The 23,843-nt window shown below is 68.3% G+C and carries 20 protein-coding genes and 3 pseudogenes; 17 read left to right on the plus strand and 6 right to left on the minus strand.

Translation table 11 applies throughout. The features are described from left to right. Positions 1-14: 14 nt before the first annotated feature. Positions 15-3,170: an ATP-binding protein gene (locus tag IO33_RS0115080; protein WP_031164832.1), complete on the minus strand. Its 3,156-nt coding sequence runs from the start codon at positions 3,168-3,170 to the stop codon at positions 15-17. Positions 3,171-3,275: 105 nt separating this feature from the next. On the opposite strand from IO33_RS0115080, the gene IO33_RS50395 reads away from it, so the two are divergent. The 6 genes from IO33_RS50395 to IO33_RS0115110 all read left to right on the plus strand — a co-directional run bounded on the left by IO33_RS50395 (position 3,276) and on the right by IO33_RS0115110 (position 8,767). Further along, on the plus strand, positions 3,276-3,449 hold the full coding sequence (locus IO33_RS50395) for a hypothetical protein (RefSeq protein WP_157857852.1): 174 nt from the start codon (positions 3,276-3,278) through the stop codon (positions 3,447-3,449). After that, the gene (gene kdpF, locus IO33_RS46620; protein WP_009326374.1) at positions 3,446-3,535 is read left to right on the plus strand and encodes a K(+)-transporting ATPase subunit F; all 90 of its coding nucleotides are present in this window, start codon (positions 3,446-3,448) and stop codon (positions 3,533-3,535) included. The genes IO33_RS50395 and kdpF overlap by 4 nt, the downstream gene beginning before the upstream one ends. A gap of 8 nt (positions 3,536-3,543) precedes the next feature. Continuing rightward, entirely contained in the window at positions 3,544-5,205 is a 1,662-nt protein-coding gene (kdpA, locus tag IO33_RS0115095) for a potassium-transporting ATPase subunit KdpA (RefSeq protein WP_031164835.1), read from the plus strand. Next, complete coding sequence (gene kdpB / locus IO33_RS0115100; RefSeq protein ID WP_031164838.1) at positions 5,205-7,334, plus strand: potassium-transporting ATPase subunit KdpB; 2,130 nt, start codon at positions 5,205-5,207, stop codon at positions 7,332-7,334. Before kdpA ends, kdpB begins: the two co-directional genes overlap by 1 nt. A 24-nt stretch (positions 7,335-7,358) precedes the next feature. Next, complete coding sequence (locus tag IO33_RS0115105; RefSeq protein ID WP_031164840.1) at positions 7,359-7,991, plus strand: potassium-transporting ATPase subunit C; 633 nt, start codon at positions 7,359-7,361, stop codon at positions 7,989-7,991. Between the two features lie 92 nt (positions 7,992-8,083). Next, the gene (locus tag IO33_RS0115110; protein WP_031164842.1) at positions 8,084-8,767 is read left to right on the plus strand and encodes a response regulator; all 684 of its coding nucleotides are present in this window, start codon (positions 8,084-8,086) and stop codon (positions 8,765-8,767) included. A 7-nt stretch (positions 8,768-8,774) separates the two neighbouring features. Here IO33_RS0115110 and IO33_RS0115115 read toward each other — a convergent pair whose 3' ends face one another. Further along, positions 8,775-9,308, minus strand: coding sequence for a universal stress protein (locus IO33_RS0115115; protein WP_031164844.1), 534 nt, complete (start codon positions 9,306-9,308; stop codon positions 8,775-8,777). 274 nt (positions 9,309-9,582) lie between these two features. On the opposite strand from IO33_RS0115115, the gene IO33_RS0115120 reads away from it, so the two are divergent. From IO33_RS0115120 to IO33_RS50400, 5 genes are all read left to right on the plus strand, one after another. After that, on the plus strand, positions 9,583-9,912 hold the full coding sequence (locus IO33_RS0115120) for an SAV_915 family protein (protein ID WP_031164846.1): 330 nt from the start codon (positions 9,583-9,585) through the stop codon (positions 9,910-9,912). A 13-nt stretch (positions 9,913-9,925) separates the two neighbouring features. After that, positions 9,926-11,251 (plus strand): diaminopimelate decarboxylase, encoded by a 1,326-nt coding sequence (gene lysA, locus IO33_RS0115125; protein ID WP_031164848.1) that lies wholly within the window; start codon positions 9,926-9,928, stop codon positions 11,249-11,251. Positions 11,252-11,353: 102 nt separating this feature from the next. After that, positions 11,354-12,124 carry a hypothetical protein gene (locus tag IO33_RS0115130; protein WP_031164851.1) on the plus strand — a complete coding sequence of 257 codons (771 nt, stop codon included), beginning with the start codon at positions 11,354-11,356 and terminating at the stop codon, positions 12,122-12,124. A 530-nt stretch (positions 12,125-12,654) separates the two neighbouring features. Then, positions 12,655-13,455 (plus strand): DUF5707 domain-containing protein, encoded by an 801-nt coding sequence (locus tag IO33_RS0115135; RefSeq protein WP_031164853.1) that lies wholly within the window; start codon positions 12,655-12,657, stop codon positions 13,453-13,455. A 1,445-nt stretch (positions 13,456-14,900) separates the two neighbouring features. Beyond that, the gene (locus IO33_RS50400) at positions 14,901-15,290 is read left to right on the plus strand and encodes a hypothetical protein (protein WP_157857853.1); all 390 of its coding nucleotides are present in this window, start codon (positions 14,901-14,903) and stop codon (positions 15,288-15,290) included. A 499-nt stretch (positions 15,291-15,789) separates the two neighbouring features. Here the strand turns inward: IO33_RS50400 and IO33_RS44155 are convergent, their stop codons facing one another. Continuing rightward, positions 15,790-16,170, minus strand: a complete 381-nt coding sequence (locus IO33_RS44155) for a hypothetical protein (protein ID WP_051926743.1) — start codon at positions 16,168-16,170, stop codon at positions 15,790-15,792. Between IO33_RS44155 and IO33_RS53790 the strand changes: the two are divergent. The 4 genes and pseudogenes from IO33_RS53790 to IO33_RS50405 form a co-directional block, all read left to right on the plus strand. Beyond that, positions 16,157-16,345, plus strand: a pseudogene (locus IO33_RS53790) (bifunctional DNA primase/polymerase); the annotation flags it as partial. The gene IO33_RS44155 and the pseudogene IO33_RS53790 overlap by 14 nt on opposite strands. A gap of 60 nt (positions 16,346-16,405) precedes the next feature. Next, the gene (locus tag IO33_RS44160) at positions 16,406-16,798 is read left to right on the plus strand and encodes a hypothetical protein (RefSeq protein ID WP_342448269.1); all 393 of its coding nucleotides are present in this window, start codon (positions 16,406-16,408) and stop codon (positions 16,796-16,798) included. Between the two features lie 397 nt (positions 16,799-17,195). Next, a pseudogene (locus IO33_RS47310) lies at positions 17,196-17,988 on the plus strand (IS5 family transposase). A gap of 178 nt (positions 17,989-18,166) precedes the next feature. Then, positions 18,167-18,976 carry a hypothetical protein gene (locus IO33_RS50405; RefSeq protein ID WP_157857854.1) on the plus strand — a complete coding sequence of 270 codons (810 nt, stop codon included), beginning with the start codon at positions 18,167-18,169 and terminating at the stop codon, positions 18,974-18,976. Positions 18,977-19,027: 51 nt separating this feature from the next. Here the strand turns inward: IO33_RS50405 and IO33_RS0115165 are convergent. Then, positions 19,028-19,255: pseudogene (locus IO33_RS0115165) on the minus strand (hypothetical protein); the annotation flags it as partial. Between the two features lie 165 nt (positions 19,256-19,420). Here IO33_RS0115165 and IO33_RS0115170 point away from each other — a divergent pair. After that, positions 19,421-21,004, plus strand: a complete 1,584-nt coding sequence (locus tag IO33_RS0115170; protein WP_245235792.1) for a hypothetical protein — start codon at positions 19,421-19,423, stop codon at positions 21,002-21,004. 329 nt (positions 21,005-21,333) lie between these two features. On the opposite strand, the gene IO33_RS0115175 is transcribed toward IO33_RS0115170, so the two are convergent. Then, positions 21,334-22,581, minus strand: coding sequence for an NsdA family TPR-like regulatory protein (locus tag IO33_RS0115175; protein WP_031164867.1), 1,248 nt, complete (start codon positions 22,579-22,581; stop codon positions 21,334-21,336). Between the two features lie 158 nt (positions 22,582-22,739). Continuing rightward, positions 22,740-23,075, minus strand: a complete 336-nt coding sequence (locus IO33_RS0115180) for a GntR family transcriptional regulator (protein ID WP_245235793.1) — start codon at positions 23,073-23,075, stop codon at positions 22,740-22,742. Positions 23,076-23,642: 567 nt separating this feature from the next. On the opposite strand from IO33_RS0115180, the gene IO33_RS51185 reads away from it, so the two are divergent. Continuing rightward, complete coding sequence (locus IO33_RS51185) at positions 23,643-23,798, plus strand: hypothetical protein (RefSeq protein WP_167349452.1); 156 nt, start codon at positions 23,643-23,645, stop codon at positions 23,796-23,798. Positions 23,799-23,843: the final 45 nt, after the last annotated feature.

The following is a 23,843-nucleotide window of genomic DNA, read 5'->3' on the forward strand; positions in this document are numbered from 1 at the left end:
CCCTGCGGGCGCGATCAGCCCCCGGCGTTCACCAGTTCCCGCCGCGCCTCCGCCCGCAGTTCCTCCCGCCCCAGGGCGGCGTACCTCGACCTCGCGTCGGCGTACGCCGCCCCGTCGGCGTTCTCGGCCGCCTTTCGGGACCGGGTCAGTGACAGGGTGGGGAACTCCCGTACCACCGGCATCCGTTCCGCCAGCGCCACCAGCCGTACGGCCGCCGGGTCGCCCTGGGCCAGCCCGGCGTGCCCGAGCGCCAGCAACACCGTGCCGTACACCGGCAGTTCCACCGGAGACCCGTCGACCGGCGAGCCGCCGGCCGGGACACCGGACAACAGCCCGAGCAGCCGTGTCCGCAACTCCCCGGTGAGCCCGGCGACCGGTTCCGGCCGGCCGTGCAGCGCGTGCGCGGCCACGGCGGCCGCCTGCACCTGCAGCGCCCACGGGTCCACGAACGGGTCGTCGGCGGCGTACCGCGCACTGATCTTCCGCACATGCTCGGCCGCCCGGCGCCACAGCCCGAGCCCGACCTCGGTCAGTCCCCGGGCCAGCGCGATCTCCGCCCTGGCCGCCAGCTCCGGGCTGTACATCCCGTCCGACTCCGGCGGCTGGTCCAGGGCGGCGAGGCCCAGCCAGTGCTCGGCCTCGTCGATCTCGCCCCGGTGCAGACAGGCCAGCACCAGCCCCCAGCGGACGCCGATCGAGTCCGACCAGTCGCCGAACGCGTCCAGCGCGCCCAGGGCGGCCCGCAGATGGTCGTACGCCTCCGCACCCCGCTCGGATTGCAGGCACAGCTCGCTGACCCGGCCGTGGCTGAGCAGCCGCATGGCCGGGTTGTCCAGCGGGGCGAGCGCGTCGACCATCCGGCGGGCGCTGTCCAGCGCCCGCTCCGTGTCGTGCCCGGCCTCCCAGACATAGCTGGCGACGCCCGCGGCCATGCCCGCCAGCATCGGCTCGTCGGCCTCGCACAGCTCCTGGAGCCGGGCGAACTCCGGCGGCCGTATCTCCGGTACGGCGCACAGCACGGTGGACAGAGCCCGTACCACGGTGTCCGGCGGGGCGGGCGGCAGCCGACGCAGCGTCACCAACTGGCGTACGGCGTGCGGGCCGTGGCCCATGAAGAGACTCGCCGCGCACATCGCCGCCGCGCTGCGGGCCGGTTCCACGTCCTCGGGGTCCTCGGGCCGGAAGTGGGACAGGGGGCCCGCGGTGTCGGCGGCCAGCGAGGCCAGCCGGGCGTAGCTGGAGCCGGTGGACCACAGGGACGACAGTACGGCGGTGACGGCGGCGGTGGTGGGTCCGTCGGCGCGGGTCAGCGCGTGCCGCAGGGCGAGCACGAGGTTGTCCTGCTCGGCGCGGATCCGGGCCCAGGCGGGCACCGGATCACGGCTGAAGAGCAGGTCGTGGTGGGCCCGGCCGAAGTCCCGCGCCCAGGCGAGGAACCGGCCCGTCACCGTCTCCTCCTCACCGGCCGCGGCCCGCTGGTCGGCACCGAACTCGCGCAGCGTCTCCAGCATGTGGAACCGCACCCCGGAAGGGCTCTCGCCCACCTTGATCAGGGACTGCCCGGCCAGTTGCTCCAGCAGCGCCAGCGCGTCCCCGGTGTCGCCGAGCACGTACTCCGCCGCGTCCTCGGTGAAGCCGCCGGGGAACACGGACAGGGCGCGCAGGGCGGCCCGGCCGTCGGGTTCCAGGAGGTTCCAGCTCCAGTCGACCACGGCGCGCAGGGTGCGATGCCGCTCAGGTGCGTCGCGGCTGCCGCCGCGCAGCAGCGAGAACCGGTCCCGCAGCCTGCGGGAGATGTCGGCCACGGAGAGCACCCGCACCCGGGCCGCGGCCAGTTCCACGGCGAGCGGCAGCCCGTCCAGGTGCCGGCAGATCTCGCCGACCAGTGCCGCGGGCAGCTCCACGCCGGGTCGCGCGGCCCGCGCCCGCTGCACGAAGAGCTCGACGGAGGTGGCCTGGGAGAGCTCCGGCAGGGCGTACACCGACTCCGACGTCAGCCCGAGCGGGGCCCGGCTGGTGGCCAGGACCCGCAGCTCCCTGGACCGCGACACCAGCGCCTGGACGAGGGCCGCCGCGCCCGCGACGACCTGTTCGCAGTTGTCCAGCACCAGCAGCGCGGGCCCGGCGCCCAGTGCGCCGACGATGCCGCTCAGCACGTCGCCGCCGCTGGCGTACGGCCGGCCGTCTCCCGCGCCGACCGCCGAGGCCACCTCACCGGCCACGTCGTCGTCGGCGGTGACGCCGGCCAGCGGGACGAAGTGCACCACGGGCTGCTCGGCCGCCCGGCTCACCGCGTGGGAGAGGCGGGTCTTGCCCAGCCCGCCAGGACCGACGACGGTGACCACGCGGGCCTCGCGCAGCAGCCCGGTCACGGCGGCGAGGTCGGCGTCCCGGCCCAGCAGCGGGTTCGGCTCGTGCGGCACGCCGTGCCGGACCGGCGGCGCGTCCGCGCTCAGCAACTCCTGGTAGACGGCCTTGAGAGGGCGGCCGGGGTCGGTGCCCAGGTCGTCCCGCAGCGCCCGGCGATAGCCGTCGTACCGGGTCAGCGCGGCGGCCCGGCCGGCGGTGGCCGCCTCGCAGCGCAGCAGCTCCGCCAGCACCTCCTCGTCCCGCGGCAGCTCCTGGGCCAGGCCGGCCAGAGGCGCCGCGGCCTCTTCTCGCCGCCCGAGCCGGGCCAGCGCGAGCGCCCGGGAGCGGACCAGCGCACGGTGGGTCCGGGCCCGGTCGGCCCGCAGCGCGGCCACCGGATCGTGCAGGTCCTCTCCCGCCCCGGCGCCCACGCTCCCGTCCCACAGCGCCAGCCCGGACTCGGCCCGGGACAGGGCTCCCGCGTGGTCCCCGGCCCGGGCGTGCTCGGCGCTCGCCGCTTCGTGCAGCAGCAGCGCGGAACTGTCGACCTGCGTCTCCTTGAGCGCCAGCCGGTACCCGGCCGGGGTGCTCACGACCAGCTCGGCGCCCAGCTGGGCCCTGAGTCGTGACACGAGGATCTGCACCGCCTTGCCCGGCCGCTCGGGCAGCTCGTCCGCCCACAGCCCCTCCACGAGCCGGCCCGTGCTGCAGCCGGTGCGCAGGTCCGCCGCGAGCAGGGCGAGCAGCCCGCGCAGCCGGGGTGCGGTGATCTCCCGCCCACGGCAGGCGACTCGGGACAGCAGGGTCAGCTCGGTCGTCACGCCCCGAAGACTAACCAGCGGGGCCGCCCGGCGACCGGCGCAGGCCGACCGCCCCAGGTCCGGTCGTCTCCGTAAGAGACCCGTCAAAGCCGTGAGCGCGGACGTATGAGAGGCGTCAACGGGCGACCGGATCCGGCCATAGGGGCGCTTTCCTCGAATCGTCCGTTCCACCGAACCTCACTCCAGGAGTTCGCGATGGCCGATCTGGCCTTCGTCGTCACCGTGCTCGCGGGTTTCGCACTGGTGGCCCTCGTCGCCAAGGGGGTGACGAAGCTGTGACCGCCGAGAACGTCGTCGGCCTGGTCGTGGCCGTCGCCCTGCTGGGCTATCTCGTCCTCGCCCTGATCTTCCCGGAGAGGTTCTGAGCGCTGCCATGGGTCCCGTACTCGCGGGCGTGCTCCAGCTGATCGCCCTGACAGGCGCGCTGGCACTCGTCCACATTCCCGCCGGCACCTGCATGGCCCGGGTCTACTCCTCCACCCGGCATCTGCGGGTGGAGAGGTGGATCTACCGGGGCATCGGTGCCGACGCCGACACCGAGATGACCTGGCCCGCGTATCTGCGCGGGGTGCTGGCCTTCTCGGCGGCCGGTGTCCTCTTCCTCTATCTGCTGCAGCGGCTGCAGGGCGTGCTGCCCGGCTCGCTGCACTTCGCCTCCGTGAATCCGGCGCAGTCGTTCAACACGGCCGTGTCGTTCGTGACGAACACCAACTGGCAGTCGTACTACGGCGAGCAGACCATGGGGCACGTCGTGCAGACCGCCGGTCTGGCGGTGCAGAACTTCGTCTCTGCCGCCGTCGGCATGGCCGTGGCCGTCGCGCTGGTGCGTGGATTCGCGCGCTCGCGTACCGGTGAACTGGGCAATTTCTGGGCCGACCTGGTGCGTGGCACGCTGCGGATCCTGGTGCCGACGACGGCCGTCGCCGCGGTGGTCCTGGTCGCCTGCGGCGCGATCCAGAACTTCTCCGGCATCCACGAGGTCGGGCAGTTCATGGGCGGCTCGCAGCAGTGGAACGGCGGCGCGGTGGCCTCGACGGAGGCGATCAAGGAGCTGGGCACCAACGGCGGTGGCGTCTTCAACGCCAACTCCGCCCACCCCTTCGAGAACCCGACCCCCTTCACCAACCTCTTCGAGGTCTTCCTGATCCTGGTGATCCCGTTCTCGCTGACCCGCACGTTCGGTGTGATGGTCGGCAGCGTGAAGCAGGGCTACGCGATCCTCGCCACGATGTTCACGATCTGGCTGGGCTTCACCGCGCTGATGATGTGGGCCGAGTTCGCCCATCACGGCCCGGCGCTCCAGGCGGCCGGCGGGGCGATGGAGGGCAAGGAGGTCCGCTTCGGCATCGGCGGCTCCTCGATCTTCGCCGTGTCCACGACCCTGACCTCGACCGGTGCGGTGGACTCCTTCCACTCCTCCTTCACCGGGCTGGGCGGGGGCATCACGATGCTGAGCATGATGCTGGGCGAGATCGCGCCCGGCGGTACCGGCTCGGGCCTGTACGGCATGCTGATCATGGCCGTGATCGCGGTGTTCATCGCCGGTCTGATGGTGGGCCGTACGCCGGAGTACCTGGGCAAGAAGATCGGCGGACGGGAGATGAAACTCGCCGCCTGCTACATCCTGATCACCCCCGCCCTGGTGCTGGTCTTCACGGCGGCCTCGATGGCGCTGCCCACCCCGCCGCACTCGATGCTGAACTCCGGCGCGCACGGGTTCTCCGAGGTGCTGTACGCCTTCACCTCCGCGGCGAACAACAACGGCTCGGCCTTCGCCGGCCTGAACGCGAACACCGACTGGTTCAACACCATGACCGGGCTCGCGATGCTGCTCGGCCGCTTCCTGCCGATGGTGTTCGTCCTGGCCCTGGCCGGCTCGCTCGCCAAGCAGCAGCCGGTCCCGGTCACCGCGGGCACCCTGCGCACGGAGAAGCCACTGTTCACCGGCCTGCTGGTCGGCGCGATCCTCATCATCACCGGTCTCACCTACTTCCCCGCCCTGGCGCTGGGCCCGCTCGCGGAAGGGCTGGCGTGATGACCACCCGCACAGAGAACCCAGAGGACTCCATGTCCACCCCCACCCTCGCGCCCCACCAGGACGCGCCCACCTTGCACCAGCCCGCCGAGGGCCGTGTCGGCGGCGGCCTCTTCGATCCCAAGGCACTGGTCAGGTCCCTGCCGGAGGCGTTCCGCAAGCTCGATCCGCGGGTGATGGTCAAGTCGCCCGTGATGTTCGTGGTGTGGATCGGATCCGTCCTGACCACGGTCTTCTCCCTCAAGGACCCGGGCGACTGGTTCGGCTGGACCATCAGCGCCTGGCTGTGGCTGACGGTCGTCTTCGCCAACCTGGCGGAGGCGGTCGCCGAGGGCCGCGGCAAGGCGCAGGCCGACACCCTGCGCAAGGCCAAGACCGACACCGTCGCCCGCCGGCTCCTGGCGGACGGCACGTCGGAGGAACAGGTCCCCGGCACCGCGCTGACCATCGGTGACCTGGTGGTCTGCGAGGCCGGCGACGTGATCCCCGGTGACGGCGACGTCGTCGAGGGCGTGGCGTCCGTGGACGAGTCGGCGATCACCGGCGAGTCCGCGCCGGTGATCCGGGAGTCCGGCGGCGACCGGTCGGCCGTCACCGGCGGGACGAAGGTCCTCTCCGACCGGATCGTCATCAGGATCACGACCGAGCCGGGCGAGACCTTCATCGACCGGATGATCAACCTGGTCGAGGGCGCCGCCCGGCAGAAGACGCCCAACGAGATCGCGCTGAACATCCTGCTCGCCTCGCTGACCATCGTGTTCCTGCTGGCCTGCGCCACACTGCCGCCGCTCGCCGACTACGCGGGCACGCACCTGACGATGGTCGTGCTGGTCGCCCTGCTGGTCTGCCTGATCCCGACCACCATCGGCGCCCTGCTGTCCGCGATCGGCATCGCGGGCATGGACCGCCTCGTCCAGCGCAACGTCCTCGCCATGTCCGGCCGCGCGGTCGAGGCCGCGGGTGACGTCTCCACGCTGCTCCTGGACAAGACCGGCACCATCACCCTCGGCAACCGCCGGGCCGCCGAGTTCCTGCCGGTGCGCGGGACGACGGAGGCCGAGGTCGCCGACGCCGCCCAGCTGTCGTCGCTGGCCGACGAGACGCCCGAGGGCCGGTCCGTGGTCGTCCTGGCGAAGGAGCGGTACGGACTGCGCGAGCGGCACCAGGGCGAGCTGGCCGGCGCCGAGTGGATCGCCTTCACCGCACAGACCCGGATGTCCGGGGTGGACGTCGGCGGGCGCAAGATCCGCAAGGGTGCGACCGCCTCGGTCATCGCCTGGGTCGGGGAACAGGGCGGCGAGGTCGCTGCGGACGCCCAGGAGCTGACCGATCGGATCTCCGAGGCCGGCGGCACCCCGCTGCTGGTCGCGGTCGAGGACGCGGACGGCGCCCGCGTGCTGGGCGTCATCCACCTGAAGGACGTGGTCAAGGAGGGCATGCGGGAGCGGTTCGAGGAGCTGCGCCGCATGGGCATCAAGACGGTCATGATCACGGGGGACAACCCGCTGACCGCGAAGGCGATCGCCGAGGAGGCGGGCGTCGACGACTTCCTCGCCGAGGCCACCCCCGAGGACAAGATGGCCCTCATCAAGCGGGAGCAGGCGGGCGGCAAGCTGGTCGCGATGACCGGTGACGGCACCAACGACGCCCCGGCCCTCGCGCAGGCGGACGTCGGCGTGGCCATGAACACGGGTACGTCGGCCGCCAAGGAGGCCGGCAACATGGTCGACCTCGACTCCGACCCGACCAAGCTCATCGAGATCGTCGAGATCGGCAAGCAACTGCTGATCACCCGGGGCGCGTTGACGACGTTCTCCATCGCCAACGACGTCGCGAAGTACTTCGCGATCATCCCGGCGCTGTTCGCGGCGGTCTACCCGGGCCTGGACAAGCTGAACATCATGCACCTGTCCTCGCCCGACTCCGCGATCCTGTCGGCCGTCGTCTTCAACGCGCTGATCATCATCGCGCTGGTGCCGCTGTCCCTGAAGGGCGTGCGCTACCGGCCGATGAGCGCCGACAGGATGCTGCGGCGCAACCTCGGGATCTACGGCCTCGGCGGCCTGGTCGCACCGTTCATCGGCATCAAGGTCATCGACCTGCTCATCTCCCTCATCCCCGGGCTGTGACTCTTCAAAGGCGTGCTGATCACCATGAACAACTCCTTCGCGAACACAGCCCGGTTGCTGGGCGCGGGCCTGCGGGCACTGCTGGTGCTGACCGTGCTCACCGGCGTCCTCTACCCGCTGGCCGTCACCGGTGTGGCCCAGGCGCTCTTCGCCGGCCGGGCGAACGGCTCCGAGGTCAGGGCGGACGGCAAGGTCGTCGGCTCGTCCCTGATCGGACAACAGGGTTACGGCCTCCGGTACTTCCGGTCCCGCCCCGCGAACGGCCTCGGCACCAACAGCGCCAACACGCGCTACAAGCTGGTCCTGTCCGGCGCCACCAACCTCTCCGCGGACAGCGAGGTGCTGGTCAAGCAGGTCGAGGACGCCAAGGCCGCCGTAGTGAAGGACAACTCGGTGCCCGGGTACACCATCAGGCCCTCCCAGGTCCCCGCCGACGCGGTCACCTCCTCGGGCTCGGGCCTGGACCCGGACATCTCCCCGGCCTACGCCGAGCTGCAGGTGCACCGGGTCGCCGCGCGGAACGGCCTGTCCGTCGCCCGGGTGGAGAAGCTGGTCGCGGACCACACCACCGGCCGCACCCTGGGCTTCATGGGCGAACCCCGCGTGAACGTCCTCGAACTCAACATCGCGCTCAAGGACCTCACGGCACAGCGGTGACGTCCTCGTGCGAACCGTGACGGGAGCCGGCGGTCCGGGGAAGCACCCCGGGCCGCCGGCTCCCGCAGGCATGACAGGAGAGGCACACTCCCATGACCCGGGTGCTCGTGGTGGAGGACGACCCGCAGCTCGTACGGGCCCTCGTCATCAACTTGCAGGCACGTCACTACGGCGTCGACTCCGCCCCCGACGGAGCGACGGCCCTCCGGCTCGCCGCCGCGCGCCAGCCCGACGCGGTCCTGCTGGACCTCGGCCTGCCCGACATGGACGGCGTCGACATCATCAGGGGCCTGCGGGGCTGGAGCCGGGTGCCGGTCCTGGTCCTGTCCGCCCGGCAGGGCTCCGACGAGAAGGTGGCCGCGCTGGACGCCGGCGCCGACGACTACATCACCAAGCCGTTCAGCATGGACGAACTGCTCGCCCGGCTGCGGGCCGCCGTCCGCCGTACCGGGGACACCCCCCTCGTCCCCGAGACGACTCTGGTCGAGACGGACGACTTCACGATCGACCTGCTCGCCAAGAAGGCCGTACGGGAGGGCCGGGACGTCCGGCTCACCCCGACCGAATGGCACCTGCTGGAGATCCTGGTGACGCACCCCGGCCGGCTGATCACCCAGGGACAGCTGCTGCAGGAGGTCTGGGGGGTCTCGCAGCGCAACAAGACCAACTACCTGCGGGTCTACATGGCCCAGCTGCGCCGCAAGCTGGAGACGGACCCCTCCCGGCCCCGCTATCTGATCACCGAGCCCGGCATGGGCTACCGCTTCGAGGGATGAGCGGCCGTCACACGCGGGGCCATGCGCGGCCCAGGGTCCAGGCGTTCCGGCGCCGCACCGCCGCCAGCTCCGCCCGCAGCGGCGACGGCGGCACCGCGAGGACGGGGCACATGGCGTGCGCCAGGCAGTACCGGCCGACCGACGGCCACAGCGCCCGGTGCCACCGGCCCCGCCGGCCCGCGCCCACGACGAGGACGTCGTCCTCGCGGCCGGCGGTCCGCACCAGCGCCGGCCCCGGCGCGCCCCGTACGACGAGCGCCTGTCCGGGGAGCCCGGTGTCCGTGCCGCCGAACACCCCGTGCAACGCCCCGACGAGCCGCTCCCGCGCCAGCCGCTCCCACTCGGGGACCAAGGCGGTCGCGGACGGGAACCTGCGGGCGGCGGGATCCCCCTCGGGCGGCTCCCAGGCCAGCACCGGCCAGAGCTCGGCCCCCCGGCGCCCGGCCTCGGCGGCGGCCCGGCTCAGGACGGCCGCACCGTCCAGCGAGCCGCTCACTCCCACCACGACCCGGGCGGCCGAACCGGGGCGGTACTCGGACATGGCTCCTCCTGGAAATCCCTCCCATCACACCTGCTCACCCCGCTCCCGCACAGTCGGTACATCCCTTCCTGACACCACTCTGACGGCCCGTGTCCGCCCCTGCCCCGCGCCCGTCAGCGTCCCGTCAAGGTCGACCGAGTCACCGTCAGCGTCCCGTCAGGGCGACCCCGCGGCCCCCCGCCGCCGGGCATAACGTCGGCACCGCGCCCCGGCCCGCCTCCCCGCGTCCGGGGCACCCCAGATCCCTCGCTCCCCGCCCTACGGGAGGCACCCCATGACAGAACTCCGTCTCGGCGAAGACCCCGAACCCGCCGATCCGTTCCCGGCCGGACCCCTGTACGTCCCGGTCCGGCCGGGACCCTCCGGATACGCGGCCCGGCTCTTCCGCACCCCGCTCGGCGACCGCACGGCCGTCGGCTTCACCGCCGAGCGCCGGCTGACCGCCACGCTCGGCCCCGGCCAGCCGTGGATCCGGCTCGCCGAGCCCGCCCTGCGCGCGCTGACCACGCCGCTCGGCGTCACCACGCTCACGGTGGACCCGCAGTTCACCGCCCCGGCCGCCACACCGGTCACATCCGAATCGCCCGTCCTGCGGGCCGCGTGAGGGAGCGGGAACGATGACCACGGTGCACGAACCCACCACCGCCGGCGGCCTGTCGCTGTGGCCCGCCTCCACCACCGAACCGTCACACGGCCGCCTCACCGTCGGCGGCGTACCGCTCGCCGAGATCGCCGACCGCTTCGGCACTCCCGTCTACGTCCTGGACGAGGCCGAGGTCCGCGACCGCTGCCGTACCTATCGGAACGCCTTCCCCGACGCCGAGGTCCTGTACGCGGCCAAGGCGTTCCTGTGCCGGGCCATGGCCCACTGGACGGCCGAGGAGGGACTCGGCCTCGACGTCTGCTCCGCCGGCGAGCTCGAACTCGCCGTCACCACCGGCTTCCCGCCCGAGCGGATCGTGCTGCACGGCAACGCCAAGTCCCCGCACGACCTGGACACCGCCCTGCGCCTCGGAGTGGGCCGGATCGTCATCGACAGCCCCGCCGAGATCGCGCGGCTGGCCGCCGCCGTCGGCCCGGACGGCCACCAGAAGGTCATGGTCCGGGTCGTGCCCGCGATCGCGGCCGGCGGGCACGAGAAGATCCGCACCGGCACGGACGACCAGAAGTTCGGCCTGTCCATCGCCGACGGCTACGCCCAGCACGCCATCACCCGCATCCTCGACCAGCCGCAGCTCGAACTCACCGGCCTGCACTGCCACCTGGGCTCCCAGATCACCAGCGTCAAGCCGTACCTCGTCGCCGTACGCCGGCTGGTCGGCCTGATGGCCCGCCTGCACGAGCAGCACGGCCTGGTCCTGCCCGAACTCGACCTCGGCGGCGGCCACGGCATCGCCTACCGCCCCGGCGAGGCGGCCCTGGACCTGACGGCGCTGGCCCGCAGGATCCGCACGGAACTCGCCGGCGCCTGCGCCACGGCCGGGCTCCCCGTCCCCCGCCTGATCATCGAGCCGGGCCGGGCGATCGCGGGCCCCGCCGGTATCGCCCTGTACCGCGTCCTGGCCGTGAAGCGCACGGGCGGCCACGTCTTCGTCGCCGTCGACGGCGGCATGAGCGACAACCCGCGCCCGGCCCTGTACGGCGTCCGCTACGCGCCGCGCCTGATCGGCCGGCACAGCACGGCGGACCCGGCCCGGGTCACCGTCGTGGGCCGGCACTGCGAGGCGGGGGACGTCCTGGCCGCCGACGCGCAACTCCCCGCCGACGTACACCCCGGCGACCTGCTCGCCGTACCGGTGGCCGGTGCCTACCACCTGTCGATGGCCTCCGGCTACAACCTGGTCGGCCGCCCGCCGGTGGTGGCCGTACGCGACGGCCACGCCCGTCTCCTGGTGCGCCGCGAATCCCTGGAGGACATCCGCAGTCGCGACGTGGGCCTGTAGCGGCCCGGAACAGCCGCGTGACGGGCACAGGGGGAGCGCCTACAGTTCGTTCACCTGCCGACGCCTACCCAGGCAACAGGCCCCATTTTCCTGAGGGAACTCATGCACAGATTCGCCATCGGTACCGCTTTGTCCGGTGCGCTGGCACTCGCCGCCCTCACCGTCCCCGCGGCGCACGCGGACACGGTGGTGGGCGACACCGAGGTGTCTCACGTGGTCGTGAACGGCGGCAAGGACGTCGCCGTCGGTACGACGAACAAGGTGACCTTCAAGGTCACGTTCACCGCCTCCGACCCGGCCGGCATAGCGTCCGGGCAGACGTACCTCTACCACGGCACGTGGAGCGACCCGGACGCCTTCTGGACCCAGGACTCGGACGCCGACACCGTGTGCACGTCGGGCACCACGGTCACCTGCACGTCGACGTACACCGTGGTCCCCGAGTACGACCTGCACTACAACGCGCTGGCGGGCACCTGGCACATCGGCGCCTACGCGAAGGCCAAGGACGGCGACTCCGCGAAGCGGACGGACGTCGGCACCTTCCACGTCCAGCGCTACTCCAAGCTCACGGTCAACGCCTCGCCGGAACCGGTCGCCAAGGGCGCGAAGCTCACGGTCACGGGCAAGCTGACCCGGGCGAACTGGGAAGACCACCAGTACCACGGATACACCGGGCAGCCGGTCGAACTGCAGTTCCGCAAGGCCGGCAGCAGCACGTACAGCACGGTCAAAACCGTGTCCACGGACAGCACGGGCAGTCTGAGGACCACGGTCACCGCCTCCGCCGACGGCTACTGGCGCTACTCCTTCACCGGCACCAGCACCACGCCCCCCGCCACGGCCACCGGCGACTTCGTCGACGTGCGCTGAGCAGTCCTTCGCCCCACCGATGTGCGGCACGTGGCCGGACCGGCTGAAGTCCGGCCACGCAGCGGCCACTCCCGGCCTCCCCTGTGGTCCGGCGCGCCCCCTGGCCTCACTGATCGCCTCAGGGGGGCCTGGGCGGTGGCGGGCCCGTGAGGGATCCCCCAGGCGCGTCGACCGGTGGCGTGTGGACGCCTGGAGGGCTGTCGACTCGAAGTTGCCTCCGCGGGCAGCCAAGCGATCCGTGCGCGTCCGAACGGCGCAGTCAGTCGCGCCAGGGCACGGGCCAGGGCGAGACGCGACGCCGTGGAACGGTGTTCGGTCCCCAGCCGTCCTGGACGGCCGTCGGATCAGCGAACGTGCGGCGTCAGTTCCGTAAGGCCGTCGGGGGAATCGGGGGAATCGGGGGAATCGGGGGAATCGGGGGATCCCCGCATCTCGTTATGGCTCGAACGAATCTGTACGATGCGTGCGCCCATAGGCTCTTGTCGGGAGCCGTCCCGCGGGGGCCCTTCTTCTCACCGTGGGGATGCAAAATGCGCATACGCGCTTCGGTCGCCGCTCTGTCCGGCGCCCTGGTTCTCTCTTCGGCTCTGGTGTTCCCCGCCGCCGCGCAGGCGCACGCGGGGCCCATGACCGGCGACGACACGACGATCACGAAGGTCGTCGTCAACGGCGGCAAGGACATCGTCCTCGGGACCTCCGCCAAGCAGTCGTTCACCGCCACGGTGACCGCGACCGACCCGTACGGCGTCACCGGCGGCTGGGTCGCCCTGTGGCACGGCACCTCCTTCGACGACCAGGGCAGGGACGGCGTTCTGGTGCCCGCCGAGGAGGGATCGGGCTCCTGCGTGGCGACCAGTGACCAGACCTCGACGTGCACGGTCCACTTCACCGTGGACCCGAAGGCCGCCATGACCAAGAACTCCTATGCGGGCACCTGGCACGCGTACGCCATCGCGTACGGCCGCTCGAGCGGTTCCGTCACCGACGGATACGCCGCCTCCCTGCACATCAAGCGCAACACCACGCTGACCGCGAACGCCTCGCCCGAGCCGGTGGCCCATGGCCGGACCATCACGGTCAAGGGCGCGCTCAGCCGCGCCGACTGGGAGACCCACGCGTACGCGGGCCTGAGCAACGTGTCGGTGAAGCTCCAGTTCCGCAAGTCGGGCACCAGCACGTACACCACCCTCAAGGCCGTCACCAGCGGCTCCGGCGGAGCCGTGACGGCCACCACGACCGCGACGAGCGACGGGTACTACCGCTTCTCCTACGCGGGTACCACGGCCACCGACGCCGCGACATCGGCCAGCGACTTCGTCAACGTCCAGTAGGAACCCGGCACCCGCTTCCCTGACAGGGGCCCTGACATGAATCCTGACAGGAACAGGGGAGCGGGGAACCCCGCCGTCGAGGATCACGCCGCGCCTTGTGCGAGCAGAGCTCGGCGCCGGAGTGCGGAAGCCATGGGCCTGATCCTTGCCCGGCGACGCGAGGCAACCGCCTGCGAGGCTCGATCGAAGCCTTCGGCCCCTGTTTGGCCCCCAGACACGTCAGAGGCCACTTACGAAAATTCGTAAGTGGCCTCTGACCAGCGTCGGGGTGGCGGGATTTGAACCCACGACCTCTTCGTCCCGAATAATGCGCGGAAAGATCGCTGGCCAGAAGCGCTTCACTCCTGTGCAGGTCAGGGTGTTGGTATGAGTTGGTTCCGATGGGTGGCGATCCGCATGGATTCCTTGATCCACTCCCCGCTCACTCCCCCGGGTCCGCCGTCAGGGTGGCACAGGATGCGTACAACGGCCCCACTGCCGAAGGTGAGGGCATTCGGCGTTGCGTCCGGCGAAGCGCTAGCGGAGGGTGTGAGCCTTCGACCGGTGAGTAGTTGTCCCCCCACTTTCCAACTGTCCGCGTGGGCGTCCAAGGGCGTTCAGGAGGGGGCGCGTACGCCGGCGCACTGGACATAGAACAGGACAACGAGGTGTGACGAAGTGCTGCTGGTTTACTAGCCGGCGGGGGGTATGGGTCCCCTCTTGGTCGGACTACCGGCGGCTACGGGGGTGGCGCTGGCATCCTGACGAGCATGTTGGTAATCCTCATGAAGATCCCGTGGGTGCGTACGTATGTGCGACGCCTAGCGCACCACCTCATGAATAGTTACGCTACACGGATCGAAGAAATAGACACTCTGTACCCCGGAAGGGGTTTGCCTGCTGACACTCGTGACGCTCTAGAAGCCTGGTTCAATGCTCGCGCCCAATTGCGTGTAAGTCGAACCGCTATCGCAGCTCTCTTTATTTCTTTAACTCTGACTCCTGTATGGGTGTTTTCACCTGTCGATTCGGTAGTTAAATGGATTGTGGCGGTAGCTTTACCCGGTCCGTGGCGTCCAGTGGTGCAGTGGTGGAATGGTCTGCACGGGGTACCTCGTGCAGACCTTGAGAAATTGCTTAATCATTCCGCCCTTCTGATCCTATGGGTGATGTTGGCAATTCATTTTGCCAGGGCAGTGTGGAATGCTATCGCTATGGATTACCTTGACTGGAGTCCAAGCTCGCTACGCTATTATCAACTGACAAGCAGTGCAAGATGGGCCGAAAAGAGATACTGGCCTGTGGTCATTTCGCTTCGGCATGCAGCAGTATGCGCTAAGGCATACAGCTTGTCGGGGGCAGAACAAATTCACCTCGCCAGGTTTGCCCGGCCAGGAGTTGCCCTTGAAGGTGCTATCCGAGGGGCGAGGCGCTCTGTGTCCGCAAGAGGTCATGAAAGACGCGAAATGAAACGCCATGCAGGCCTCGTCATTGCGGCGTTGCGTAAGGCGCAGATGCAGGTTCACGTCGAACCGGAGCGAGGTGTACAAGAGCTAGCGTCGTTGCTCTTGAAGATCTCTGATCGATGCGCTGAAGGTCGCTTCGGTGCGCTACTGGATGACGCGCAGCTAGTCGGGCTCGATCCTGTTAGGGATTATGAGCCGCTTCGCATGGCAGCCGTGGCGGTCTTGACGACGTCCGGCGTGGCAACGGCAAAGCTGTTTGGTGTTCCCGATGCCCTGATGGTTTATGCGGCAGGCCTGTCGGCGATCCTTTCGCTTTTGCTGGTATATGGCCGTAACGCCCGTCGGGGGCTCGACATCCTTGACTCGCTCCGGGGGATACAGCGTCCATAGATAGCAATACCGTTCCGCAGTTACGGGGGATGTGGCTGAGCCAGGCTCTGTATTGGTTACGGCGGCGCTAGCGTGGCCGGTGGGGGACGTGGCTGGCCGGTATGCCGGATGGCATGGGTGAGCTAGCTCAATCAGGCGCGGCCGTGCTTCCATGGGTCGGACATCTCTGTGCAGGTGCTGAATCAGTGCACGCCGGGCGTGGCCACTGCTGAACTTGCCGTCGAGCATGCTGAAGGCGTCGGTCGTCGAGCGCACCATGTCCAGAATAATGTACGGAAAGATCACTGACCCAGATAGTTGACTAACGGGCAGGCCAGAGCCTCGGTATGGGTTGGTTGGCGTGGGTGCGGCTTAATTTCATTTTCTTGATCCACTCCCCATCTACTCTTCCGAGGGTGGCCTCTGAGGAACGTGGCCCGCGGTAGCCGTGTCCCATGCTGTCCGAGAGAAATAGGAACAGCCCGGGCCTAGGCCCCGGGCTGGATTCTTGTGCTCAGGTTCATCGTGGTATGAAACCGGGCTTCTCCTGTGCCAACGAGAGAAGCCGCGCGAGATAGTCCTGTGCCGCCGGTTCGGAGCTGTACCGGCGCCTCATATCGGCAGCGAGTTCGCGGCTGGTCATGATGAGCGACGGCACCGACTGACGGTCCCCTTCGAGAGCCCGCTCACCCATGATGAGTGCCTGCTCCAAGTCGCCCTCCCGCGCCGCCGTGACTCCGAGCGTGACCCGCGCTTCCGCGTTTCGCATCGGCGAACGCTCGGTGCCGTCGAAGTCCGTTCCTGCCCTCAGAACCTCTTCGGCGAGCGTGCGGGCAAGCTTGTCCTCGCCGACCAGGCGGTAGCAGTCCATCGCGTAGAAGTCGAACTTGGCTGGGTCCACCAAAAGTGGTTGTCCAGGTTCTCGGGGTCCGGCATCCCTAAGCGCGCTCTGCGAGCGCGCCGGCGAGCACCTTCCGCCCACCTACCAGGTGCGGACCCCGAGCGGGGGACGGCACCTGTACTTCGCCGCCCCGACAGGCGGGAGGCTGCCCAGCAGCGTCAACCGGCTCGGGCCGCACATCGACACCCGGGCGTGGGCGGCTACGTCGTCGCGCCCGGCAGCACCCTCCCCGAGGGTGCCTACGAGGTGCTGGAAGACGCGCCCGTGGCCGCGCTGCCGCACCTCGCTGCTGATCGAGCCGCTCAAGCCTGCCGTGGCGCCCGCGCCGCTGCTCGTGCCCGGCCGGACCACCCGGCGGGCCCAGGTGGCGTTGGAGCGTGAGGCGGCCGTCGTCAGGGGCACCCCCGAGGCCGGGGGGCCGGAGGGCGGCCGGAACAAGCAGCTTCTGGTGAGCGCCCGCGCGCTGGGGCGCTTCGTGGCTTGGGGCGAGATCCCGCGGGACGTGGCGGAGGAGGCGATTCAGGGGGCGGGAGAGGCGGCCGGGCTGTCGGCGGTCGAGTGCCGGACCACCATCCGAAGCGCCCTGGACCGGTCGATCCGCACCTGCCGACCCAGGGATGCGGCATGATCCCCCGCCCGGAGCCTGTGGAACGAGTCAGGGCCGGTTTCCCGTGAAAGGAAACCGGCCCTGAACTGGTGTTTCGGCTGTCGGGGTGGCGGGATTTGAACCCACGACCTCTTCGTCCCGAATAATGTGCGGAGCGATCGCTGACCAGGATCGCTGAGTATCTGGGCAAGTCAGAGCCTTGGTATGCGTTGGTTGACATGGGTGCGGCGAATCTCAATTCCCTTGATCCACTCCCCGCTCACTCCCCAGAGGTCTCCCTAAGGAATGGTCCGGGCCTGCTCGTCGCATTCTGACGTGCGCCTGTAACAACGACTAACACAATGAGGTGGATCGGTCCTGATGACCGTGTCTGGGGCGGGAGCTGAGCGTTCGGCCTGGTGTAGGGACATCGCCGTGGATCGTGTCGGATGAGCTGTGGGACCGCCTGGAGCCGCTGCTGCCGCAGCGTGAGCGTCGCTTTCGGTACCCGGGTCGCAAGGCGTTACCGGACCGCGAGGTGCTGTGCGGGATCCTGTACGTGTTGCACACCGGCATCCAGTGGGAGTACCTCCTGAAGGAGCTGGGCTTCGGCTCGGGCATGACCTGCTGGCGACGGCTGCGGGACTGGAACGAGGCCGGCGTGTGGCAACGGCTCCACGAGGTCCTGCTGGCCGAACTGAACGCAGCCTCGCGGCGGGACTGGTCCCGCTGCGTGGTCGACTCCTCACATGTCAGAGCCCTAAAAGGGGGCACCACACGGGCCCCTCGCCGGTCGACCGCGGCCGGGCCGGCTCGAAACACCACCTCATCACCGACGGACACGGCACCCCGCTCGCCGTCCTGCTGACCAGCGGCAACCGCACGACGTCACCCAGCTCCTGCCCTTGCTCGACGCGATCCCGCCCGTCCGCGGCCGGGTTGGACGACCGCGCCGCAAACCCGACTCGCTGTTCGCCGACCAGGGCTACGACCACGACATCTACCGCGACCAGGTCCGCAAACGCGGCATCATCCCGGCGATCGCCCGCCGCAGAACACGACACGGCACCGGACTGGGCACCTACCGCTGGGTGATCGAGAGAAGCTTCGCGTGGCTGCACGGCTTCCGACGTCTGCGGATCCGCTGGGAACGCAGAGCCGACATCCACGAAGCGTTCCTCAAACTTGCCTGCTGCCTGATCGCCCACCGACAACTCAGCTCATTGTGTTAGCCGCTGTAAGCCCCCGCTTACCGGGAACCAGGTGGCCGATCTCCCACCCTCGCTGCGGGCGAGCGTTCGGTCCCAGGCCAGACCTGAGCGGGTCGTTGAACAGCTGATCCTCCCCAAGGTGCGTTGGTCCGAGTGCAGCGCGAAGCTGGAAGGGAGAGGGACAATGCGGAGGCAGCTGATGACAGCTGATGACAACTCTGATCGAACGCAACGCATAGACGCCTCCCAAGAGGAGACCCTAAACCAAGACGCCCCCCAAGAGCAGGATGAAGGCGCTGGCCCGGGTGATGGGGGAGACGACGTACAGGAATTCAGTGCAGCAGCTTGGAAGAATCGGCGAGCGCAGACCTGGAAAGTTCCCATCCACTTTGGCTACCCGAAGTCAGTTCTTATGGCCAGCTCTGTAGGATCGCCGTTCCTCGCTGGCTTCTCACTAACCGCTGCGATCGTCTTGGTTACTGTGAGGAAGACGGGAGCGCCGCCTTTGGTGGGCTTGTCGGTAGCGGCCTTCGTCGCTGCAGCAGGCATGTTCATATTCGCCGTGCACGCCACCTACTGGGCTCGGGTTTACATCACGACTCCGAAAGAGATGCTGGATTGGTGGCCCGAAGGGCTGCACCGAAACTATCTTCCCCGCCTGGTTGAAGAGCAGCGAGCCCACTGGGATGGGTTCGATAAGTGGCACGGTCACGCAAAATGGGCGTATACTTTTGGCGTCCTTGCCCTATTCGCCGGATTGGCATTGGCTGTGTTTCCTGGGTGGGGTGCTAACTGGGCGTGGTGGCTGGCTTTCGGCCTAGCTTGCTTTGCGTTCGTGTTCGAGTTTGTTTGGCAAATATTCATCACTGAGCGTTGCCTGGATTGGGAGGAGAAGGAGCGGGCAGGTGGAGATACACGACCATTTTCTGTTCGCCTCATGAGGCCGGAGGAGCGTGCGCCGGAGGAGATTGAGGTGCCTACTCGCCTGGGCGACGGCGAAAGGCTCTGAGGGTCGGCGTAGGTGCGCGGGGTGGAGACGCGGGCCGGGGCTGAGCCCGAGTCAGTCCCGGGTAGTGCCCTCGGGCCACACGATCCGCACAGGTACGCCGACACGGTGCGCGTATGCGACGACGTCGGCGGTTCCGCCGTAGCCGCGGGCCGGTTGGCCGTCCCACACGGCGATCATCTGGTCGGCCAGGCCCACCATGATCTCGCTGCTGGCCCGGTGGGCCCGCGAGTTGGACTCGCGCATCCTAGTGTGGTGGACGGCGGAGGCGCGGGCCATCAGCTGGTTCTCGCAGTCCGGTGCACACCGCTCAACCCCCTCAGCGCAGGCTGCACACCGAGATAGCGCTGCGGTCGATTCAAACGTGTGATCTATTTCGATTGCGCCCCCAGACCATTGTCAGTGGCGGGCCGTAGCATCAGTGGATGGCGACCCTGCGGTAGGCAGATGCGCGCAGCAGACGCGTGCTGTACAGCCGGGGCCGGCCAAGAGAAAATACGCAGGGGTGGGAAGTCCAACGAAAGCAGGGGGGAAGTCATGGCGCGCGTCTCCGAGTACTACCGGTTGGGACGAACCCAGGGCACGCTTGATTTTGTAGACGTGGACACTGTAAATGACATTCGGGTATACGTAGACCCTGGATTGATCCGGTATCTTGAGGACGACTGGGGCAAGCAATGCCTCAAAATGCTCGAAACCTTCTTCGACAGCGTGCTTGATTCTGTTCGCTCGAACGATAAGCGGCGAACGGTTTATCTGCTAAGCCAACTCCGCGAACCCAATGAGACGCACCTGGGGATCTCCCGTGGCCCGAGCGCAGGCAGGGGCTTCGGAAGCAAAATGGGGGCCGCGTTCGCGCAGAAGCTCGCAGAAAGTGAAGCTGCGAAAACTGGGCTAATCCAAGACCTCGAAGATACAGCCTTCTTCATCGACGGTGTCGACATGGACATCGTCTCCGACATCACGACAAATATCATCCGTGGCCCCCTCATCACCTACACCCAGCAGATGGCGGAACTCTTCGACATCCCCCTGGAGGAGGGTGTCGTGAGCGGACCGGTTTGGAACCCAAACACCTTGGAGTGGGAGAACGGCTTCACGGAGCTGCCGACCCCCGATGGTAATAAATTGCTCCTGGTGCCCAAGATGATCGTGCGCCGCTCCATGCATATGTCTCGCAGCGAGTACTATCGGAACCATCTGGTGCCAGTACTCCAAGAAGAGGAGGCCAAGTTTGCCCTTAGGGGTCTTGCAGATACAGTTCGCTCCCGCGGTAAGGTAATTGTCACCAAAAAGCAGATCAAGCAGAAGTACGGCAGCACAAAACCTGACGTCACGCGCGAAACGCTTAAGCGGCCATCCGTGTATGAGCACTACCGGGCCGTTAAGAGGGAAGTGGCCCCCCAGCCGCTGTCCCACAGGGAGCTGTCTGACACGGCAGACACTCCGATGCCTGACTATGAGCAACTACTGCAGGCGGTTCTAGACGTTCCGCCCGGTAAACCGGACGCAACGCGCTACCACGATGCCGTCGAAGCCCTGCTGACTGCCATCTTCTACCCCTCACTCTCCATGTCGGACAAGGAGACTGAAATCCACGATGGGCGCAAGCGGATTGACATCACATACACAAATACCGCGAGGGACGGGTTCTTCCGCTACCTGACCCGGCACAGGATTCAAAGCCGGTATGTGTTTGTTGAGTGCAAGAACTACGGCAAAGACGTCACCAACCCGGAACTTGATCAACTCTCCTCTCGGTTCTCGACTCTCCGTGGCGAGTTCGGTATCCTTTCGTGCCGCTCATTCGAAGACAAGGACCTCTTCTTGCGCCGCTGCCGCGACACTGCCAGGGATGGGCGGGGTTACGTCATTGCTCTCGATGACGAGGACCTCAAAAGGCTTGTAGCGGACGTCTTGGCCGCCGTGAAACCTGCCCCCGTCGACCTGGATGGTGCCGAACCTAAGCCAATCCGCCCCGTGTCTGACTATCCACTGCTCCACGATCGGCTCAAGCTACTGCACGGTTAGGTCGCCGCCCTCTCCATCCCGGTGCCGGCCGATCCCCCGCCGGGGGCATTGTCCTGGCCGTAGGCTGCGCTCCGCAGTGCTCACCTCATGGCCGTCGGGCCCTATACATATGTGGGCGCGCGTCGGCGCAGCCCGCGCGGAGCGGGCCGAAGGCGGGAGCGGCGCGCGAAGCGGAGCCGGGAAGCACGCCCGGCGGAGCGGAGCGCAGCCGGGGCTTGATGAGGTAGGGAAGCTTTCGCTGAGGTGTACTAACTTTGTTAGATTCCGTCGTTCCGCCGAAAGGAAGAGCCCGGGGTTAACCCCGGGCTGAAGCTTGTCCAGTCTGAGCCTCACCGAGGCAGGAAGCCAGGCTTCTCCTGTGCCAATGACTGAAGTCGGTTGAGGTAGTCCTGCGCCGCAGGCTCTGCGGCGTAGCGACGCCGCATCTCGGCAGCAAGCTCACGGCTGGTCATGACTAGCGAGGGCACCGATTGGCGGTCGCCCTCCAGGGCCCGAGCGCCCATCGTCAAGGCCTGCTCCAAGTCGCCATCGCGTGCCGCCGTGACGCCCAGCGTGACGCGAGCTTCCGCGTTGCGCATCGGAGAGCGCTCGGTACCGTCGAAGTCGGTTCCAGCCCTCAAAACCTCTTCGGCAAGTGTGCGCGCGAGCTTGTCTTCGCCGACAAGGCGGTAGCAGTCCATCGCGTAGAAGTCGAACTTGGCAGGGTCTACCACGAAGTGGTTGTCCAGGTTCTCTGGGTACGGCATACCTTCGAGCAAGCGCCGTCCCTTGTCCAGGGCCACCTCGACCTGCCGGCGGTCCCCGATCCGAGCCCATGCCTTGGCTTCCTGGGCTGCGAGCTGGACGGCAACGCCATGGTGCTGTGCCCTTTCGGCTCCGGCCTGCGCCGCCGCGATGACGCCGCGGTAGTCGCCAGTCGTGAGCGCGAACCATGCACGCATCTCGTGTGCCCACCCGGCGACCTCTGCATGGTCAGCCTCAGTCGCGAGCGACAGCGCGGCCTGCCGCGTCGACTCGGCTGCGTGGCGGTCACCCGTGTCGTACTCGACACAGCCGACCAGCAGTGCCAGCCAACCTGAGAGTGCCAGCACCTCTCGATGCTGTGCGAGCGTCAGGCTCTTCGTATGGAGGTCCACGACACGACGGAGCCACTGACGGCCCTCGAGGAGGAGCTGCTCGCTCGGCATGAACGGGTACTCCGAGGCGAGCCGGTCTGTTGTGATCCGCAGTGCATCGAGCGTGGCGTTGTCGACGTCGGACCGGTTGAGGCGGCTCACGATCTCCAGCGTCTCCATGCCGGACGCTGCCAGAATTTCCCCGTCTCCGTCCCGCCGCGAGGGTGCTGGGAAGAGCGCGCGCGTCACCGTGCCGAAGAGGGCCGCGATGATCGGTTGGTAGAAGTCGTTCGGGGTCTGTCCTGACTCCCAGCGCTTCCACTGGCGGATCATGCTTTCTTCCGCAGGCAGCTCCGTAGGAGCGTGCGCTCGCAGTGCCCTGACTGCGTCCCGTTGCGACCAGTCGCGCGCCGTTCGCTCAGCCGCGATGCGCCGTGCCCATGCGGGCCTGTCGTCGGTCATGCGCCCTCCTTCGAGTGCCTACTCCGAGTCTCGCCCGCGAGTCAGGGGGACAGGGAAGAGGACACCGGGGTGTCACCGGACATGTCCCCACCTCTGCCGCGCCGTCCCTAAGCTGTCACTTACCTCACAACTCCCGTTCACGGCACGCTTGTTGCAGATCACGCGCCACTCGGGGCGGAGCGTTCTTCGAGGGCTGCCACCCGTTCAGTCAACGCTTGAATCTGGGAGCGGATTTCCTTGATGTCGTCGCGCACGTTGCTGCTGGGGGAGGTCCCGTCGCTGACGAAGTTGCCGAGGTTTCCAGCCGACACGATCAACCCTTCGGCCCGGAGGGCTGCCAAGCCGTTCTGGATGGTCTGGCTCGCGAACCCGAAGCGGTCGATCAACTCGCGCTGTGACGGGAGCTTGTCCCCCGGCTTCATCTTCTTGATGTCGTCCCGAAGTGCGTCCGCGACCTGCACCGCTTTCGGCTTCGGCCCTCCTGTGACAGTCATGCTCTGAGCGTACCCAGCACAGCGAACTAGCGCGCATCACCTCACGAAGGTTGTGCACCACAGCAGACTAGTGCAAGCTAGTCAATGAGCGGTCTTCTCGGTCCTCCGGGGAGCGCCGCTTGACCTGCACGAATGCACAGGGCGGGGACGCTGCAATCCCGTCAAAGGCCAGGGGAGCAACCAGGGCTTCGGCCCGGTCTGGCGAGGTGGCCCGGCGACCGCGAGCAACGGCCGGAGGGTGGGGACGCGGTCCCCCTTGCAGTGCTTCACCCCTGTTGACCTCGACTGATGGGAAATCCAGTGCACCGACGAAGTCTGTGGGCGCCGCCGCGGTGGATCGGCCGGCGGGCGCCAGTACGCCATCCCGGCCCGTGAGCGGAGTGTGCGCTCGCGGTCAATCCGATCCGCTTTCTTCCTGCCATCGCAGCGGCTAGCGCTGCGGCCGGTTGCCTCCCTCGTCCGTCCGACCCACGCCATGCGCGCTGGTCGTACGGGCGGGGTGTGGGGAGCCGCGACGCCGGCATCGGCCGGCCCGGGTCCACCCCCTACGACACGTCAGGAGTCCGCATGCCCGATGAGAACGTGCAGCAGCCGATCGACCTGACCACCCCGGAGAACGTCGAGAAGGGCCAGCGGGTCTACGACCGGATCGAGGCCGGCAAGTGCACGGACGTGAAAGCGGAGCTGGACGCCGCTTACGGCTTCACCTCCGAACAGGACTGACCCACCCCGTCACCTAACGGCGCACCCCCGGAGGGGCAACTCCGG

Origin of the sequence: Streptomyces durhamensis (assembly GCF_000725475.1) — a bacterium.
In the GTDB taxonomy this organism is placed as follows: Bacteria; Actinomycetota; Actinomycetes; order Streptomycetales; family Streptomycetaceae; genus Streptomyces; species Streptomyces filipinensis.